This is a genomic window from Prevotella sp. P3-92 (genome assembly GCF_002251205.1).
Taxonomy (GTDB): domain Bacteria; phylum Bacteroidota; class Bacteroidia; order Bacteroidales; family Bacteroidaceae; genus Prevotella.
The window spans coordinates 135,327-152,680 of the sequence record NZ_NPJE01000056.1; the positions used below are offsets into that span (position 1 = coordinate 135,327).

14 protein-coding genes and 1 pseudogene are annotated in these 17,354 nt (G+C 42.8%); 7 read left to right on the plus strand and 8 right to left on the minus strand.

The genetic code is table 11. From position 1 onward, the window contains the following. Positions 1–6 precede the first annotated feature (6 nt). The 5 genes and pseudogenes from CIK93_RS08225 to CIK93_RS08240 all read right to left on the minus strand — a co-directional run. Entirely contained in the window at positions 7–2,544 is a 2,538-nt protein-coding gene (locus tag CIK93_RS08225) for a hypothetical protein (protein WP_170935017.1), read from the minus strand. Positions 2,545–2,639: 95 nt separating this feature from the next. After that, positions 2,640–2,795: a hypothetical protein gene (locus tag CIK93_RS13685; protein WP_158215499.1), complete on the minus strand. Its 156-nt coding sequence runs from the start codon at positions 2,793–2,795 to the stop codon at positions 2,640–2,642. Between the two features lie 20 nt (positions 2,796–2,815). Next, complete coding sequence (locus tag CIK93_RS08230) at positions 2,816–5,521, minus strand: TraG family conjugative transposon ATPase (RefSeq protein WP_094399559.1); 2,706 nt, start codon at positions 5,519–5,521, stop codon at positions 2,816–2,818. A gap of 167 nt (positions 5,522–5,688) precedes the next feature. Next, positions 5,689–5,988 (minus strand): DUF4133 domain-containing protein, encoded by a 300-nt coding sequence (locus tag CIK93_RS08235; protein ID WP_094399561.1) that lies wholly within the window; start codon positions 5,986–5,988, stop codon positions 5,689–5,691. A 48-nt stretch (positions 5,989–6,036) separates the two neighbouring features. Next, positions 6,037–6,252, minus strand: a pseudogene (locus CIK93_RS08240) (DUF4134 domain-containing protein); the annotation flags it as partial. A 966-nt stretch (positions 6,253–7,218) separates the two neighbouring features. On the opposite strand from CIK93_RS08240, the gene CIK93_RS08245 reads away from it, so the two are divergent. The 7 genes from CIK93_RS08245 to CIK93_RS08275 are packed head-to-tail and all read left to right on the plus strand — an operon-like array spanning position 7,219 to position 15,028. Continuing rightward, entirely contained in the window at positions 7,219–7,425 is a 207-nt protein-coding gene (locus CIK93_RS08245; protein ID WP_094447058.1) for a helix-turn-helix domain-containing protein, read from the plus strand. Positions 7,426–7,440: 15 nt separating this feature from the next. Beyond that, positions 7,441–8,058, plus strand: a complete 618-nt coding sequence (locus CIK93_RS08250) for an RNA polymerase sigma factor (protein ID WP_094447059.1) — start codon at positions 7,441–7,443, stop codon at positions 8,056–8,058. Between the two features lies 1 nt (position 8,059). After that, positions 8,060–8,527, plus strand: coding sequence for a hypothetical protein (locus CIK93_RS08255; RefSeq protein ID WP_144007609.1), 468 nt, complete (start codon positions 8,060–8,062; stop codon positions 8,525–8,527). Between the two features lie 18 nt (positions 8,528–8,545). Continuing rightward, positions 8,546–10,306: a hypothetical protein gene (locus CIK93_RS08260; protein WP_094447061.1), complete on the plus strand. Its 1,761-nt coding sequence runs from the start codon at positions 8,546–8,548 to the stop codon at positions 10,304–10,306. A 1-nt stretch (position 10,307) separates the two neighbouring features. Continuing rightward, complete coding sequence (locus CIK93_RS08265) at positions 10,308–12,515, plus strand: hypothetical protein (protein WP_094447062.1); 2,208 nt, start codon at positions 10,308–10,310, stop codon at positions 12,513–12,515. After that, positions 12,512–13,915 carry a WG repeat-containing protein gene (locus tag CIK93_RS08270; protein ID WP_094447063.1) on the plus strand — a complete coding sequence of 468 codons (1,404 nt, stop codon included), beginning with the start codon at positions 12,512–12,514 and terminating at the stop codon, positions 13,913–13,915. The genes CIK93_RS08265 and CIK93_RS08270 overlap by 4 nt, the downstream gene beginning before the upstream one ends. Positions 13,916–13,918: 3 nt before the next feature. Next, positions 13,919–15,028, plus strand: a complete 1,110-nt coding sequence (locus CIK93_RS08275) for a hypothetical protein (RefSeq protein ID WP_094447064.1) — start codon at positions 13,919–13,921, stop codon at positions 15,026–15,028. 69 nt (positions 15,029–15,097) lie between these two features. On the opposite strand, the gene CIK93_RS08280 is transcribed toward CIK93_RS08275, so the two are convergent. The 3 genes from CIK93_RS08280 to CIK93_RS08290 are packed head-to-tail and all read right to left on the minus strand — an operon-like array spanning position 15,098 to position 17,329. Further along, a complete protein-coding gene (locus tag CIK93_RS08280) occupies positions 15,098–15,403 on the minus strand; it encodes a hypothetical protein (protein ID WP_094447074.1) in 306 nt (101 codons plus the stop codon). A 2-nt stretch (positions 15,404–15,405) separates the two neighbouring features. Further along, a complete protein-coding gene (locus CIK93_RS08285) occupies positions 15,406–16,254 on the minus strand; it encodes a hypothetical protein (RefSeq protein WP_094447065.1) in 849 nt (282 codons plus the stop codon). Between the two features lie 4 nt (positions 16,255–16,258). Continuing rightward, positions 16,259–17,329: a relaxase/mobilization nuclease domain-containing protein gene (locus CIK93_RS08290; RefSeq protein WP_158215500.1), complete on the minus strand. Its 1,071-nt coding sequence runs from the start codon at positions 17,327–17,329 to the stop codon at positions 16,259–16,261. Positions 17,330–17,354: the final 25 nt, after the last annotated feature.

Genomic DNA, 17,354 nt, shown 5'->3' on the forward strand with positions numbered 1-17,354 from the left:
CCTCCCTCAGTTTTCGTTCTCGTTATCTTCACTATCCCCTCTGTTAGGGTCTGCATTCTCACGCCATCGCTCGTAGCACTCTTCAATGAGTGTCCTTCTGCGACCTTGCTCTGCGTCGATTGAAGGAAGAATGTCCATCAGCACATCAATGATGCTGCGCTTGTAGTGCATCATCTTCTCCAATGATACCAAGTCGGCATATATCTTGGTGATACGGCTGTCCACCTCACGGGCTATCTCCAGGCGGTCACTCGACCAGAGCAGATGTATCACATCGTCATTGTCTGCGGTCTGTGTCGCCTCGCTCTTGGCATACTCCGTGGTGATGCTGCACGATGGGAACTCCCGGGCTATCTCCGAGATACGGTTATTCACCTGCCTCGTCTTCTCCTCGTCAGAGGCATTCGGGTCGAGGGTGAGCACATCCACCACCTGCGTGTCGGTGTATTCCGAGGTCAGCTCCCATGATATTTGCAGTATCGCACGGTGTATTTTGATGCCAAGGAAGTACTTGGGCTTCCTTGCAATGGAGAGTGTCGCCTTGAAGGTGATAATGCCGTTGATGTTGGGCATGGTAGCAGTACGCACGTAGGTATAGCCGTTCCACGAACCGGCTCCTTGCCACGTGAGGTTGTAGGCAGACTTCACATCCTGCATGATGGCAGGGATGCGGTAGTAGTCATCGGTGGCGGTGGCATTGTCATTAGCCGCCTCACTCTTGGCATCCTGTATGTCTGCCAACTGCTGCTGCCATGAAGCCAACTCCTTCTTCAGGTTGTCTATCTTGGTCTTGTTGGCATTGTACTGCTGCCGCAAGGCTGGGGCTTCCTCCACGGAGGCATTGGCAATCTGCGTGAGCAGGTTTTTGTTCTCTGTCTCCAACTGGTTTATCTGCGCCTCCAACAGGGCTATCTTGCTGCTTGCTTCACGTTCCTTCTCGTCCAGTTCCGATAGGTCGAGATTATTTTCTGATACGGTTGTCCTCATGGCGCATTCCTTGCTGTGGGCATTGAGCGAACCGCCGCACTCACGGCACTTGTACTGCGTGCTGCCCTGTCCGAGGGTGACACCGTCCGAACAGGTGACGCTGATGGTAACGCTCTCCACGCCCTTCAGCTTGGCGGCATCGGTGGCTTGGTAGTAACGGCGTGCGTCACTGCCGATGTAATAGACATAGCCTTCTTTGTTGTCGTTATATTCCGAGAGGCGTGCCTGCAACTGACGCTTGAAGGTATTCAGATCCATGCTGTAGGAGTCGAAGACATCCTCATACACCTCTTCTACGTTGTTCCAACTCTTGGTAACGTGTATCTCGTATGCGTATGCTTTCTTGGTCTGCTTGCCGCCACGGCTGATGATGTACGACGACATCCAATAGTTCATCGTATAGGTGAAGCCCTCGTTCTGGGCGTTGAGTTGCTGCACACGGCTGCGACTCCATCCTGCATGGTTTTCCGAGTTGACCAATATCTGCTCTCGCTGTGTGCTGCTGGGGTAGAAGTTGGGGTCGGTGGTATTGATACGATACCAATGGTCACCGTTCAGTATGTTGTTGTCATCGGTCGGCGGATAGTAGTCACAGAGGCTCACACTGCCCTGGTCTCGTCGGGCGATGTACCAACGCTGCGTATAGTAGTTGCCCTGCGTCTCGCTCAGATAGTCAGTCATCCACGAAGTGATGTTGTAGTTGGAGAGGGCAAAGAGGTTGGCGATGCTGTCATGGCCTCCCACCAGACTGATAAGGGTACTGCCAATGCCGTTCTCTGCCTGTTCATAGAGGTCATGGTAGTTGTCATAGATGTCGATGATTTTGCTCACCTTGCCATTGAAAAGGTCGTTGAAGGCACTTTTCTGCAAGAGGGAATCCGCGGAGTTGATGCCTGCCGTAGCCAACGATGCCCCCATGTTGTAAAGTGTCTCGATGTCGGCGGCTAGATTCTCTACGGTGAAGTTGCCAGGCACACTGGCAATGTCGTCCAACAGCTGCTGCCAATCCACGTTGCCAATCTCCGAGAGTTTGAGGATGGCGGCTATCTCCTGGTTGATTTCCAAGAACTGGATGTCGGCAAAGGTCAGGCTGCTGTTGGTCACCACACTCTCAAACTGCATGCACAGCGACTTGGTGTCGGCACAAATCTTCATCAGATAACTGCCCCAGTAGAGGGCGGTCTGCGGACTTTTCAGCATCATGCCTGCCACCGTCCATATCTTGGGCATAATCTTGTTCGCCACCATATTGTGGATACGGCGGTAATAGTAATTCTCTGTGCTGCTGCTCCAGATGCCAAGGTCTGTGAAGGCCTTGCGCTCCAAGAACTTGGCGGCGAATATACCGGCAGTGGCAACCTCAGCGGCATTGTAGTGCTTCAAGATTTCGCCCACCTGCTCGTTATAATAGCTCTCTGCCATAGCTCCAGCACCGAATGCGGCAGCCATGGCGGCAACGGTCTGCTTGTCATAGTTCACGCTGTAATACTGCGCATGAACCTTTCCCACGACAAGCGTAAGACACATATATATTATAATAAGGTGTAAACGTCTCATTGCTTCACTACTTTACGTTTCTACTACTTTACTATTCCACTACTTTACTACTTGTAGTATTTACTATTGGTAGTATTCACTACAGATAGCATCTACTACTCAGCCACCGTTGGCTTTGCCTCCGTCCGACGCGACTCGGGATAGCCCAAGCAAGTCTTGGTCTCTCCGTTCACTGCTCCGTCCGTTCCCGAAAGTTTTGCTTTCGGGCATTTGGGCTTTCCGTCTATTCCGGGCTTTCCGTTTCCGTCCATCAGCCCCCGTGCTCGGCGCGTCAACGGATAGTGGCTCCATCGTCCGTCAGATTTAGCACATGTCCCGCCTCATTCACCTTCTGCGCAAATGCCAGCGACTTCCCGATACCACTGGCATCCCAGTCCCTGCAATACCGCTCAATAGCCTCCTGATGGCTGCATTTCAGTTCTCGCTTATAGAGTTTTAACGCCTCCTTCTCGGCTCGCTCAGTGGTATAGGTCATGTAGCACTCATGCGGTTCCTCCACACCATACACTCCGCTCGTGGATCCCCGTCGGATAAACACCTCACGAAAGAAACTTCTTCCTTCCTTGTTCTCCAAGCGGTTGACCGTGAATATCTTCTTGCAATCCACATCCGTCAAGCCTAATATCGCCTTGATCTCGTCGAATCGCTCACGGAACTTGCTCTGGTCGAGCAGCATCACCACATCGGAGTTGTTGATGATGGCCTCCTTCACGATGGGACTGCCGATGATGTCCTGTATCTCCTGTGTCACCACGCCCACGCTCGCCCAGAACTTTCTCGCTGTCTTGTAGAGGTACTTGATGTACTCTGCCATCAGCGGCGAGGCGATGGCTTTCCATGCCTCCTCGATGACTAAGCACTTGCGGTTCTTCTTCAGTCGCATCTTCTGCAGGAACACGTCCATGATGATGAGCGTCACGATGGGGAACAGCTGCTTGTTCTCCTTGATGGCATCCACCTCGAAGACGATGAAGGTCTCGTCGAACAGGGTGCTATCCACGTTCTCGTTGAGAATCTTGTCGTACTTGCCACCACGGTAGAAGTTCTGCAGCATATAGGCGAAGTTGTCGCAGTCGATGGTGGTGATGTTGTTCTCGATGCATATATGGTCGAGACGCTCACAGGCAAACTCATAGAACGAGTCAAACGACAGGGTCTTCACTGCCAATGCCATGCGCCGCTCCTCCAGTCCCTTGATGAGTTTCTCTACCTTGTCGTGTATCTGTGTCAGTTCTGTGCCGCGTCGCTTCTCCATCGTCGAGAGGTTCTTTCTCAGTGTCTCCTTCTGCGAGGATGGATAGGGTTGCACACCGTTGAAATAGAAGTCATAGTACTCCGTCACCAACTGCTCCACCACACGGAACTCCAGTTCGGGTATCTGCACCTCCGAACCTTTCCATATCAGCAGTATCAGGTTCTTCAGGAAGTCTATCTTCTCGATGTTCAGCTCTCTCTTGCTGATGTTGAAGGGGTTCATGGTAATGGGCTTGTCCTCCGTATAGGCGATGTACTTGCCGCCCACATACTCGCAGAGTCCCTCATACGAGTTACCCGTATCTACCATGACGATGTCGGTGTTCTGCTCCCACAACTGGCGCACCACGCTGTTCATGTGGAACGACTTGCCGCTGCCCGATGGACCAAGGCAGAAGAAGTTGGAGTTGTCGGTCAGTTTCTCCTTTCCCTCCTTTCCTGTGATGTCGATGGCTACGGGCACGCCCTGGCGGTCGGTATAGTAGATTTTCAGTGGGGTGTCCTCATTATGCACGATGCGCTCCTTGTACATCAGGCAGGTGGCGGCATCGCCGAGGGTGAGGAATCGGTCGTAGTCGGCATTCATGCCATAGCAGTTGCCGGGGAAGGAGTTGACAAAGAGCTCCAACTGGTTGTAGGCTCGCTTGCTGATGTGGATGCCCATGCGCGAGAAGGAGTTTTCCAGATGGTTGGTGCATTTCTGTATGTCGGTGTCACCGCTAACTGCCACCACAAGGTTGTAGTGGGTATATACGAGCTGCTTGCTCTCACGGGCTATCACCTCCTGCACTCGCTTGATGTCCTCCACAGCCATCAGGTTGCTGGGGTTGGGCATGGAGGCATGGCGGTTTTTCTTCTTGTCGAGCAGGGCAAGCTCACGTTTCTGGTTGGGCACGAACACCATCTGGTTGAACACCACACAGTCGGCACCGGGCACGCTATCGACGATGCTCACGAGGTCAACAGGCATACTGGTGTTGTTCACCTCTATATTGGCGTAGGGACGGATGACCGACGGCAGGTTGGCGCAATCCACATCCACCAGGCTATACACCTTGCAGCGGCGGTCACCCATGCCGATGGTCTCGTCATCCACATTGAAGTTGGTCATCGACACCACCTTGTCACGGAAGTTCATGGAGAAGAATCGGTCAACATACTCGCTGGCTTCCGCCTTGCCGAGGAAGCGGGACTTCACGCCAGCATCCCTCAACTGGTCTTGCACCTTACGTATCTTCACCAAGAAATCACGCCATTTCTTGTTGTCGAACGACATCAGGCGGCTCTTCTTGTTCTCCTGTGTGATGGTCAGGTAGCAGACGCTGTCGGTAAACGGTCTGCCGTTGAAATAGCGGAAGTAGCTCTGGCTCAGAAACTCATGGTTCCCTCCATTCTCTTCCTTGAACGCCTTCCTCACAAACACGTCCTGCTTATGCAACGCATAACCTTCGCCCAAGGTCTGGGCAAGGGCGGCGAAGAGGTGGGTGAACTCATAGTAGGCCTCGATATTGGCAGAGTATTTCTGCACGGGGTTCTCCATCTTCAGCACAGCAGAGTATTCGCCCGTCTTGGTATAGAGCACACCGATGCCATCCACTTCCTCAATGGAGAAGTAGATGTCCTGGAAGATGCGCTTGCGTTTGCCTCCCGTGCCGAATGCCTTGACACTGATGGCCATGCCCACGCAGATGGCTGAGAATATGAGTATGATGTATAGGGTCATTGTTCTTTTACTTTGAATAATAATCGCAAAAAGGCGGGCGCACCCTCATACGTGATGCCCCCACCTTCATTCAATTGAAATTACAGATTACATTCCACTTGGACATAATGGATTCTTTTTTGTTTTACAGTCTTTTCTTTCGGAATCAGCCCCAATAGGCTTCTTCCTTAAACTTTCTTGGAATAGGCATAGATGAATATGCCGTTGTCACTCTTCTTGCTGTGCAAGCCCTTGCGCTGCTTCATGACGATGAGAACGCCACCGACAGCCACGGCGAGGACAAGCAACACGAGTCCTGCCACGAAACCGAAGATACAGTAGCCGAGGATGAAGCCCGCAACGGATCCTCCCGCTGTGGCAGCCGCCCAGTAGATGTAGCGTCCCTGCAACCCGAAGAACTCCAATGGACGTTGCAGTCCCTTGAAAATGGGATAGTCCGGAAACCGTTCTTGCTTTGTATCAGCCATAACTGTCAGTGTTTTAACGTTCTACATACTCGCAATCTCACGCTGCGCTTAACCTCCAATACCGAAGAACAGAGGCAGTGCCTGGGCTGCTGCAATGAGGAAAATACATGCGCCGACGACCATCATGATCTTCTTCTTGACATCCTGTTCCTCGTTGTTCATGGCGATGTAAACTGAGATCGCACCGACGATGGCAACCACACCTGCAATGGCATAGCAGAGCTTCACTACGATAGGCACATACTTGGCAATTTCCTCCGAAACACACAATATCTTCATAAGTCATTGATATACAGTATAGGTTTTTGAGTTTGAAAAGAAATTTGTTCCCAAAATGAGACAAGGAAGCAAGCTTGTGGGGTATATCAAAAGACAATGGTTCAGTAAGGTAAATTAGGCTTCAAATGGCAATTTTGCCGTTTACATTCATTAACACGGCATTTTGAGCGATTGCAAACTAAACATGGCAAGTGAAGGCAACTGGATATAACTGGAGACTGGCTTTTGCCTTGACTTTACAACTGTACATTTTGTGTCGTAACCATAGAAGAACAGAATGGTCTTGGCTCTGTTTCTCCGATGGTGTCGTTTGAAACGAACCCATATCTTCTTAGTGCGATTAAGACTTTTTGCCGTGAAAGCAAATGCAAATCGAGAGCAGAACTTACCAAGCTTGGGCAATTATGCCGAGATGCAGCTTTGCTTATTCAAAGAAGAAAAAATGGGGCTGAGGTGTCGAATATCAACTTCAATCCGTCATCCTCGTTTCTTTCTTTTCCCTTTGCTTGAAAAGGGACTATCGAAAAAAGGAAAGATAGGCCTGGTGTATCGTACTTCATCTTGAAGGGAGCTGCTTTCTACGCTGAACGATTCGTTCACCATTCAAAAGTACTGTGCATTTCTACCGAGAACACAAAGTCAATGACTATATTGTTGAGGTAGAAGAAGATAGATTATCGTCGTATTTCAAATGTTCCCGATTTGTGACTGATATTCTTAAAATCCATACCAAATTATCTAAAGACTTACATTCCGACATTCTATTATTCTTTAGAAATTCCTATTTCAAAATCATTTATCCGTAAATATAGAAGAAATGATGCAGCAAAACGATGCATAACCATCAATTTAAGTTAAATTTTCATCCTAAATACCACTTTTCCCTTCTATTATTTTTTATTGTCGTATAAAATATATAACTTTGCGTCAAAATTAAAACTTTTGATTAATATGTCTACAGAATTAAATCAGATTAAAGTTCAGCTTGTAAAAAAGAAAAGAACAGGTAAATGGCTTGCGGAACAATTGGGTAAAAGCAATTGTACTATAAGTAAATGGTGTTCGAATTCAGCACAACCTGATTTGGCTACGTTGAATAGGATTGCCAATATATTAGAAGTTGATGTAAAGGAGCTCCTGATAAGCAATATAGAATAAAAACCATATGTATATATGAAACTTGTAAAAATATATAAAGAAGACTTACAGATAGCACATGCTATTCTCATGAGAGACGGACAAGCGACTCGTGAGTATATGTATATAAAATGCTATCCTCTCTTTAAGGCCATTTATGACAACTACTATACAGATTGTGCTTCTGTTGTAGAATTAATCAATCAAATATACGTAGTTATTATGACTCCTGGGCGAGAGACTGGGCGTTGCCAACTACAAAACTATCGTGGAGAGAGTACTCTTGCAACTTGGCTTAAGGCTGTAACTCTATTCTTTTGTTATAACAGGTATGAAAGAAAAGGACGGTTGCCTATGACTGATACTATATTAGATGAGGAAAATAATGATAATACTGATAGATTAATAGACATAGTGTCTTCTGAAGATATAGATTTATCGGAAATCAATCGTCATGATGCAGAACGTATAATAGCCTCAATGCCAAATGAGCGATATCGAACACTCATACGTCTTCGATATTTGGAAAACATGACTAATGAAGAAACTGCAGAAGCTCTTGGTATGACTATGGCAAATTACTATAATAAACATAAACTTGCAAAAGAACAATATGCGAAAGCGTGCAGAAAGGAGGAAGCGTATGAATACTAATATGAGTATTGAACAATTGGCTGCCTATTTTGATGGCAATCTCACCATGGACGATTCTCAAATCGTTTCTGCTGCAATCAATCAAGATGCAATATTACAGGATATTGTGTCAGCAAGTGATGCAATAGAGGAAACAATGAGATTCTCTTCTATGGATGAATTGAGTATTCCAAACGAAATCTTGTGTATGGATTTTGAATTACCAAAGTTAGATGCCAATCTTAATTTGTTTGAGAGCCAACCAAATTCTCAAATATCCCCGGATAATGATTATTTGGCTTTTGATAGTATATCCGATAGTTTTTCGACAAAAACAATGGGTTGCGCCCAATCTTTTGTTTCTGCTGGTGATAGTTTGTCTCAAATAGACAACTCTTTAGATTCAGCTGTCACAGATAGCTTCATGTCAGACGTTACAGATAGCAATGATGAAGCAATAGCATTCATGACAGATGATAGTATAATGTAAAACAAAATTATTTTAGATATGGATCCGGTAACAATAAGCGCTTTAAGTAAGGGAGGAAGTGGTACTGTTCAAGGACTAGGCTCACTTATGGTTGGTGGTTCTATGGCATTTAGAACATACCAAGACTACGTACATCCTGAGCGAAACATTTCTTATATAGTTGAAGGAAAACGAGAAACGTTTCAAGAGAGAATGCAAATGGAGAGCCAAATTTTTCAACGTGAAAGAGATGCTGACAATTACCAGCATCAAATAGATTTGGAATGTAAGCGTATGGAGTTCCAGGAACACATGGAATACAAACGGATGCAATTCCAATTGCGGCTTCAGGAAAGACAGGAGGAACTGCAAAAAGGATTGGCAGAGATGAACAATAGAAATAATAGAATGATTGCTGAATATCAGGCTTTGGCAATGCGTGAAACGCAAGTTCTTATTTCTCGTATGAATGCCATGAATCTCCTTCAGAACAACATGGTACTTGATGCCCTGAAATCTTTCCCTCTTAACATATCACCTATAGTTTTGTTACAAAATCGACCACACTCTTTGAAATCGCTATTGAGGCTTTCTGAAAAAGATGATAATAAGAAACTTACTAAATATGAATTAGAGGAATTGCGTAATGAAATTGAAACTTATGAAAAAAATCCAGAGCCACTTAGCATATTTATTGCACCTTTACAGATGGATTCCAGATTCCAGTATCATCGTGAATTAAGTACGAAAGTCTGGGAATTAACCTTTCACACACTTGAAGGTATTATTACTCGCAATTATAATCCTTCAAGCGAGCGTCCTGTCATGTTCTATCCTACTGCATGGAACGAAAAAGTAACTTCAGGTATGCATGCAAGTGAGACCTTACATTTCTTCTTAAAGGATATGCCCTGTGTGGTCTTGGAACCTAGATTTGATGGCAAGAATTTCCATATAGCATTTTCTGCATGGAACATTGGCTACACGTCTTCTGAACATGAACGTGAAGAATACACTATTCCACTTGATATAGATTTAATCGTAGCAGAAACAATATATAATCGTTCCAAGAAAGCGATTAAGGTGATGGATTATCTTGATGAATGTTCTCTTCCCGATGAGGATTTAAGAATTTTACGAGCTAAATATAGACTTCTGTCCAATAATGTCAAGATTTATGATGCATTGAAGATTCAAGAACATGTAGAGAACGGTACATTAGACGAACTTGAAGCTTTTGGGCTTCTAAGTATGTTTAAAATGGACCTTAGTCAAGATCTTATCCCTATAGCATCAATATTAGCTGCCCATATAGGTATAAATATAAGTATGATGGCTGATACACATCATCTACTTGGCACTAAGGCTGCTCCAATTTTCCATAAATGTGTTATGAATGAGGAGTTATTCAATCCTATATTAACAAATAAAAATGCTTGCGAGAAGATTGCCACTGAATATGAAAATTTACTATATGGTTTAAGGGATGCAGAAAAACAATCCATGCCCAAATTGGCCGCATTAAGAGATGTTCAGGCTCGTGAAATAAGCCTCACACTAAATGTACACAATTCTAAAGAAGAAACTTTGGAGGAAAGAATACGTACCTACGCTCGTAAAAACATGAAACTAAACGAGGAAGATGTTAATTTAGATTTTAACGATTTCTTTACCGAATGTGTTCAATCAATTACTGCTGTTGATAAGCAGTGGTTCATGGCTATTCTCGAAGAAATGGAAAAAGACAATAAATATAAGAAACATTACAAGAAACTTGATAAACGTTTAGAACAACTGTAACATGAGAACATTATATATAGATATAAACAACAAACCTGTTCAGAATACAGATGAAATGATTTGTGTATCTGACAATGAAACATTATTGAACGATTTCTTCTATGAGTTAGGATGTTCAATTCTGTCAAAGAGTGGTATTAATGTACCAAAAGCACAACTCATATCTGGCTTTAATTTGCCTGAAAACGTTGATGCGTATGCAAAAATCATAAAACAATGGGAAGAATTAAAGGCAATCCTTTTCGGCAATGATGTAGAGGGAGAATTTAATGTTCATCTTCCCAAGGAGTATATGTCTTGGCTGGGTAATCATAGCAATCAAGAGTATCGTGCGATTTGTCGAAATAAATCGTATGATTGCACTAAAGAACTCATTGTCACCATTGATGTGAAAGAGTTTTACGATGAGTATGTCAACGATGACTTTATAAGGTCTTTAGTAAAAACATTGCGCGAAAATAACGATATTAAGCAAATTGTTTTCAATGACGATGTTGTAACTAGAAAATCTCAAATAGTAAAAAAACTCAAAAAGCAGTTTGACGATTTGTCTTTTATAGCTTATGAAAACTTCTCTGATCATGTTGATATTTTAAGTGCAAATACACAAAACAATAACAACTGTAAGAGTTTTATGTATGCTATCCAAGAAGTTACAGAGGATTACTATTCCATTATCAACACTAAGGGTGATGTAATTCTTGATGATGTAGCTATTTATTCTAATAGTTTAGTCCTTTCAAACAATAAGGTATATATGATTTCTAATAAAAACGAAATAAAAGAAGTTGTATATGATGGACATCGTGGGATATCTTTAAAATATAGCATTAACGACAGACCCATTTCTGAAGAATCGCACACAATCTGTGAATTAGATAATGGGAAAATCCTCATATTTGATAAAAATATGAATGTTATAATGAATAAGGAATTTGATGATGCAAAATATGCTTATAGTGATTTCGTATTGATAAAAGACAATTCTAAATGGGGCGTTTATGACTCTAGAACAAAACAATATATTATTACTCCCCAATACGATGAAATGAATTGGTTATATAGAGGCATGTATGCTGTATCTAAATTAATAGGTAAAAAGTGTAGATGGGGAGTCATTAACAATAAAAATGAAGAGTTATATCCATTTGAAAACGATGAAATCGTCTCAGCCACAATCCAAAAGGATTATACATGTATTATAGTCAAAAAAGGGACGAAATATGGTATAATCAAATACGATTCAGAGGGTAGGCAAGAAATGGTTCCTTTTGAATATAGTTACATAGACAAAGTATTTGATATAAGTGAAGAAGACAGAGGTGTTTCATTTTTTGAGTGCCACAATGATTATGGCACAACAGTCATAGATTCTGATGGATTTGAAATTATTCCTATGACAAGAGGTATTTCTTTTATTTCTGTTGGTGATAGCCAAATAACGGCTGAGGTGCAGTATGCTGAAGATGATGATGAATATGAAACAGAAGATATTATAGGTGAAATTTCATATTGTCCCCAAAAAAGGACATCTTTAGGAGTTAGGATTGATCATAATATTCTCTATGATTCAAATATGAACACTATTTATGAAACAACTTATGACAGATATTTAAGTTTGGTTGACAACAAGTATATTATTGAACAAACAAATGCAAGAGGTCTTAGTACTGATATAGTAAAAATATTAGATCTCAAAGGACGCATTTTGTTTTCTACTGAAGCCCATAGACTCAGTTCAATAGGTAATGACTTGTTTGCACTTTTTACAACTAATGGAGAGTTGAAAATTATAGATAAATTAGGAAAGACGAAATATAATTTAGGCTCTGATGTATGGTATGTACCTCGTGTTTCTGATTCAATAATTTATTTTATTGAAGCACAAGAAAATAAACAATCAAGAAAATCTAAAGGAATCTTGATGTCGATTCAAACAGATGGTAGCAAAAGGAAGATTGACGAACTTAACAATCTCTGTCATTTAGGGAACTTTATCAATTCAAATCTTGTAGAATTACGAACTGAAGATTGGAAAGTTGGATTATACGATCTCCAAAACAAAAAAATGATTTTCAATTTTGATGCATGGTATTTTTGTGATAACGGGAACGGTATCGAAGTGAGAAAAGATAATGATTTTCACTATTATGATTATTCCGGAAAAGAAATATTCAATAATGAAGGCAAAAAGCTTTGGATATTATGAAAACATTGTATATAGACATAAACAACAATCCTGTTCAGAATACAGATGAAATCTTATGTGTATCTGACAACGGAACATTACAGAATGCCTTCTTCTATGAATTAGGATGTTCTATTATATCCAAGAGTGGTATTAATGTACCAAAAGCTCAGCTCATTTCAGGTTTTAATTTGCCTGAGAATGCTGATGCGTATGCAAAGATCGTCAGCCAGTGGGAAAATCTAAAAAATATCCTTTTCGGCAGTGATGTAGAGGGAGAATTTAATGTCCATCTTCCCAAGGAGTATATGTCTTGGTTAGGTAATCATAGCAATCAAGACTATCGTGCGGTTTGTAGAAATAATAATTACGATTGTACGCAAGAACATTCTATAACAATTGATATAGCAGAGTTTTACAATGACTGGGTTGATGGTGGCTTAAAAATAGAAAGAATTTTGCGTGATAACAATGATATTGAGCAGGTTGTGTTCAATGATCATACAGTTACTAAGCAGTCGCATATTATAAAAAGTATTTGTGAACAATTTAATGTGTCTTTTCTTCCTTATGAAATGTGGAAGGAAAGACCTGCTGTTGTAGAACAGTCTCCAATGGAAGAACCCCTATTGAAATATCCATCTGATCAATGGAATAATATATATTCAGAAATATCACATTTTGAAGATGGTTTAGCAAAAGTAAAAGCCAAAGAATATGTTATTTTTGGGGGCAGTAATAATAAATTATTAAAAGAGCGTCCATATGGTGTAAATAAATACGGATTTATCAATGAAAATGGTGAAGAAATTATTCCATGTGTTTTTGACGAAATTGTAGAAACTTCTGTTGATAGAATATATGCCATTATCAATAATGTTGAGTTTGTGCTAAATAATAAAGGTGAAATAATGGCTCTGTCAAATGATAGTAATGATAGAAAAATCATTTACGAAGAACCTATTACTATTAATGGTGAAAATTTTTGTTTATTTTCCAAACGATTACGGAATAACAAATATGGAATCAAAGACAAGGATGGACATCTTATAGTACCTTGTTGTTTCGAACATATAGAATTTGTAGATTCGGAACATTTTTTAGTCTATATAGGTGATTGCCCCAATGAAGGGCCATATAATTGTTGTTATATTTTAAATCGAAACAGAAAGATTCTAAATCGTTTGCCGATATCATATGAACCATTTCATTTCTGTGAAGGTTTATCTGTTATACAACAGAATCATCCAAGTGAACGCAATAACTACAATTATATAGATATTAAAGGGAATATAGTTATAGAGGGAGGATGGCGACAAGCTGGGCATTTTAATAATGGAATTGCTTTAGTGCGAAAGCATGGTTCATCTAAACAACCATATTATGAAATTGACAAGACGGGAAACCCTATAAATAGATAAAATATGGAATTTATTGATATGGTACATTATTCTCAAGACTCCGACTTTGACTTATTCCGTGGTGTATATGGTTCAGAGTTTACTAACGAAATGATTGCTCACTCTGTACAAACAGCAAGTGATTTCTTTCATATAGACAATCCTGAATACATATATGCATCGCCACTTTCTACAGGTGTGTTTCTTAACAATTCCAATTCTTTAGATGACGACATTCTTAATATCGACATTCAGCAACTCAAGAATTTGGGAATTAGTTCACAAGACAGCCTTGATCTTGTGATAACACATGAAACAACTCATAGAATGTTACAAGGTATTGAAGCGTTAAACTTTAGCGCTCCTCAAGAAGAACTATGCTGTGATTTTATGTCAGGTGTTAGGGCTGGACTTAATGGTATCGATGTGTCACAAATGGAGAGATCTCTTATGAATTCAATTGGAGGTGTGACACATCCAGAGGGAGCTATAAGAATTGACGCACTTAGAGAAGGTGTATATTTCGCTAAAACTTACATTCACGACAATCTCACTTCTCCGACATTTAAAGATTGTATAAACCATTTCCAACAGAGTGATTTCGTTTATTATGACAATCATTCTATGGAATCTGAAGAGGACAAAATGCCAAACAGTTATCTAGAAGAGTTACATCAAGCAATGAGCAACTCTCTTAGTGATATGCACTATTGGGCTTCAAGAATTGATGATTATACGGAGTCTGAAGATATTCAGAGGAGTGTCCAAAAGTTTATGGAAGCAGAACGGGTATTTGATGAAGCAGAGTATATGTTCAGAGAACCAAGAAATACAAGGCAAGGACATCGTTTTTTTTCATCAAGTGACAATTTAAATGAAACAAGTTTCTCTGATTCTGAAAAAAACACGTTCAAAGGATATACCAAAGCTGAAATTAGTCGTCATATAAGTGAAGCGGAACAAAAAAAATCGTCAGCAGAAAGTAACATGCGTCATAATGCATCCCTAATGAAAATAAAGGGTGATAAGCCACATGAATTTGAGAAACACCAGTACGATTCTGCTAAAAGAGAAAGAGACAATGCTGTAAATGAAATCAATAGATGGAGAAATGAAAAACCTGATAAAGAATAACTATATTTAGGAACAAGTTGGAATGAAGGGAATAACAATTTTTTGGGGGCGATTTATATGCCATCGCCATTATCTTTTCATCCCATACCCTTGCCTCTGCACGTTGCTAACAATCCTTTCCAACTCCCTGTCCACCTTGGACAGTTCTTCCTTGGACAACGCATATATGCAGTCAATCGCCAGTCGGTTGGCTGCTATTTTTCTGTGAGCGAGGATGGTCTCTTCGCCACCGATGGAGGGGCGGTTTGCGCCACATGATTCCAGATAGTTGTCTACTGCATCACGCATGGAGTAATAGCCCCAGCCAGTCTTTGCCCAACTGATGAGGGCATTGACGGCTGCTTGTCTTGGGCTGTTGTTTTCTTGTTCGCTCATAATCATTTTTGCTTTTTGTTAATCAATCGTTGTTGTCTCTGTTGCCAGAGTTTATCTATTTCCTGACGGTGTTCGTCCTCGTCAGAGTAGAGCCATTCTATGTAGTCGGCTCGCTGTGAGGTGCGGTCATCCAGTCTGGAGAAGTCACGGAGAAGGACATACTTCTCCTCGATGGTTCTCAGCCTTGCGTTGTCATTGGCGATGATGCACAAGGCGCATAGGAATACTGCCGACAATGTACACATGCAGATGTGGAGAAACTTTTGGAAGTGCCAGGAGTGGCAGAGACGCTTGACCACATACAAGAGGTATTGCTTCACGAACGGAATGACCTCTGCCTTGTCCTTGGGCAATGAAGGAGGAACGCATTTGCGCTGTTGCGCTCCTGTTATCTTGTTGACGAAATCCGCTATCTTGGTCAGGGCATCCGAGTTCTTCCGGCTCTGTTCTCCGACCCTCTTAACGGTGTCCTCGCACTGGTGTACTAACTCCGGCCAATGCTTCTTGTGGGCATCTACAAGAGCGATGCACTTGGTGAGTACTTCATCATATCTTTCGGTCAAGGTCTGGAAGTATTCCTGCTGTGTTATCTCGCCTCTTGCCTTTGCTGCTTCTTCCTCTTCTGCAAACTTCTTCTGTCGAGCCTCCAACAGCAGCCTTACCTCATTTGCCGCAGCCTTGCCAACGGCATCCTTCAATGAAAACGTGTCATTGGAGGTAGGCTTGGCAAGGGTGTCAATCTTGCCCGAAAGGTTGTTGATTGCCTGAATACAATTGGACAGTCCAACCTGTATGTCTTCCAAAGACGTGCCAGGTTCATCCTTCAAGGGTGTCACTTTTCTGTTTGCCATACGCTTATCTCCTCATTCCTCCGTTACGTTTCTTCTTGTTCTTCTCCTTGTCCTCGTCATTCCAACCACGGTCGTTGCCTCCACCGCCACCTCCTGATGTGTGGGCAATGGTTGGCTGGAGTATAACTTCTGCCACTGCTTCCGCTATATTGCTGCCGACAGACGAACCTTCGTTATCGGCATTGCCTGCCACTTCATCAGAGCCAACAGGTGAGGAAGCAGAAGCCTCGTGCTGCCACGCGTTGGAAGATGTGCTGCCATGAAGCAAGCCGACCGACTGACCGACTTCCGTCCGGGTCTCGTCACGATCGGAAATGAGGGAAGAAAGGTGAACTTGGTTCTCTGGTGCGCCCAGCGTCCTGCTCAACTGGACGAGAGACAGGCTGCGGTCTATCTTGCTCCCGGAAAGAGTGACCCCATGACTGTTGTCCGTAAAAGTGACGCCACAGATGCGACCGTCATCGCCTTGGACAAAGTTCATGGTGATGCCACGAGCCGCCAGTGCTGTCCGAAGCGTCTGCCAGTCGTGACAGTGGCGGAGGACTGCGGAAATGGTGTCATACAACTGGTACTTTACCGCATCCCTGCCTTTAAGGTGGCTGCGCCTGACATCCCTTTTGCCCTTGCCGAAGGTCAGTCCATATTCTCTTGTCAGAGCCTTGGTGACTGCCGCCGATGCACGGAAATTGCAGTCGCCCTTGATGGCATTGCCGTCATTATCTATACGGTTGTAAACGATATGGACGTGACCGTGCGGCTGGTCATGGTGTCGGAATATCACGAACTGGGTGTTCACAATTCCACGTCTGCGGAGATACTCCTGTGCCACTTCCGCCATGAACTCGTTGGTGAGCCTGGGTGTGTCATCTGGGTGGAAACTCAGTGATATGTGTCCCACGAAATTCTTCAGTGATGGACGCATCCGAGCCTGTGCCTTGAAACTGGCAACGATGGTGGCATTTGAAGTGGTGCTTACACCAGCCGATGCTATGATGGCAGTGTTCTTATGGGCAATGTCATTGGCATAGTTTACCAGCCCTCCGAATCCCCTGCCGGTGTTAATCTGTGCTATCATAAAGGTTGCTATAAAAAGTATGTGC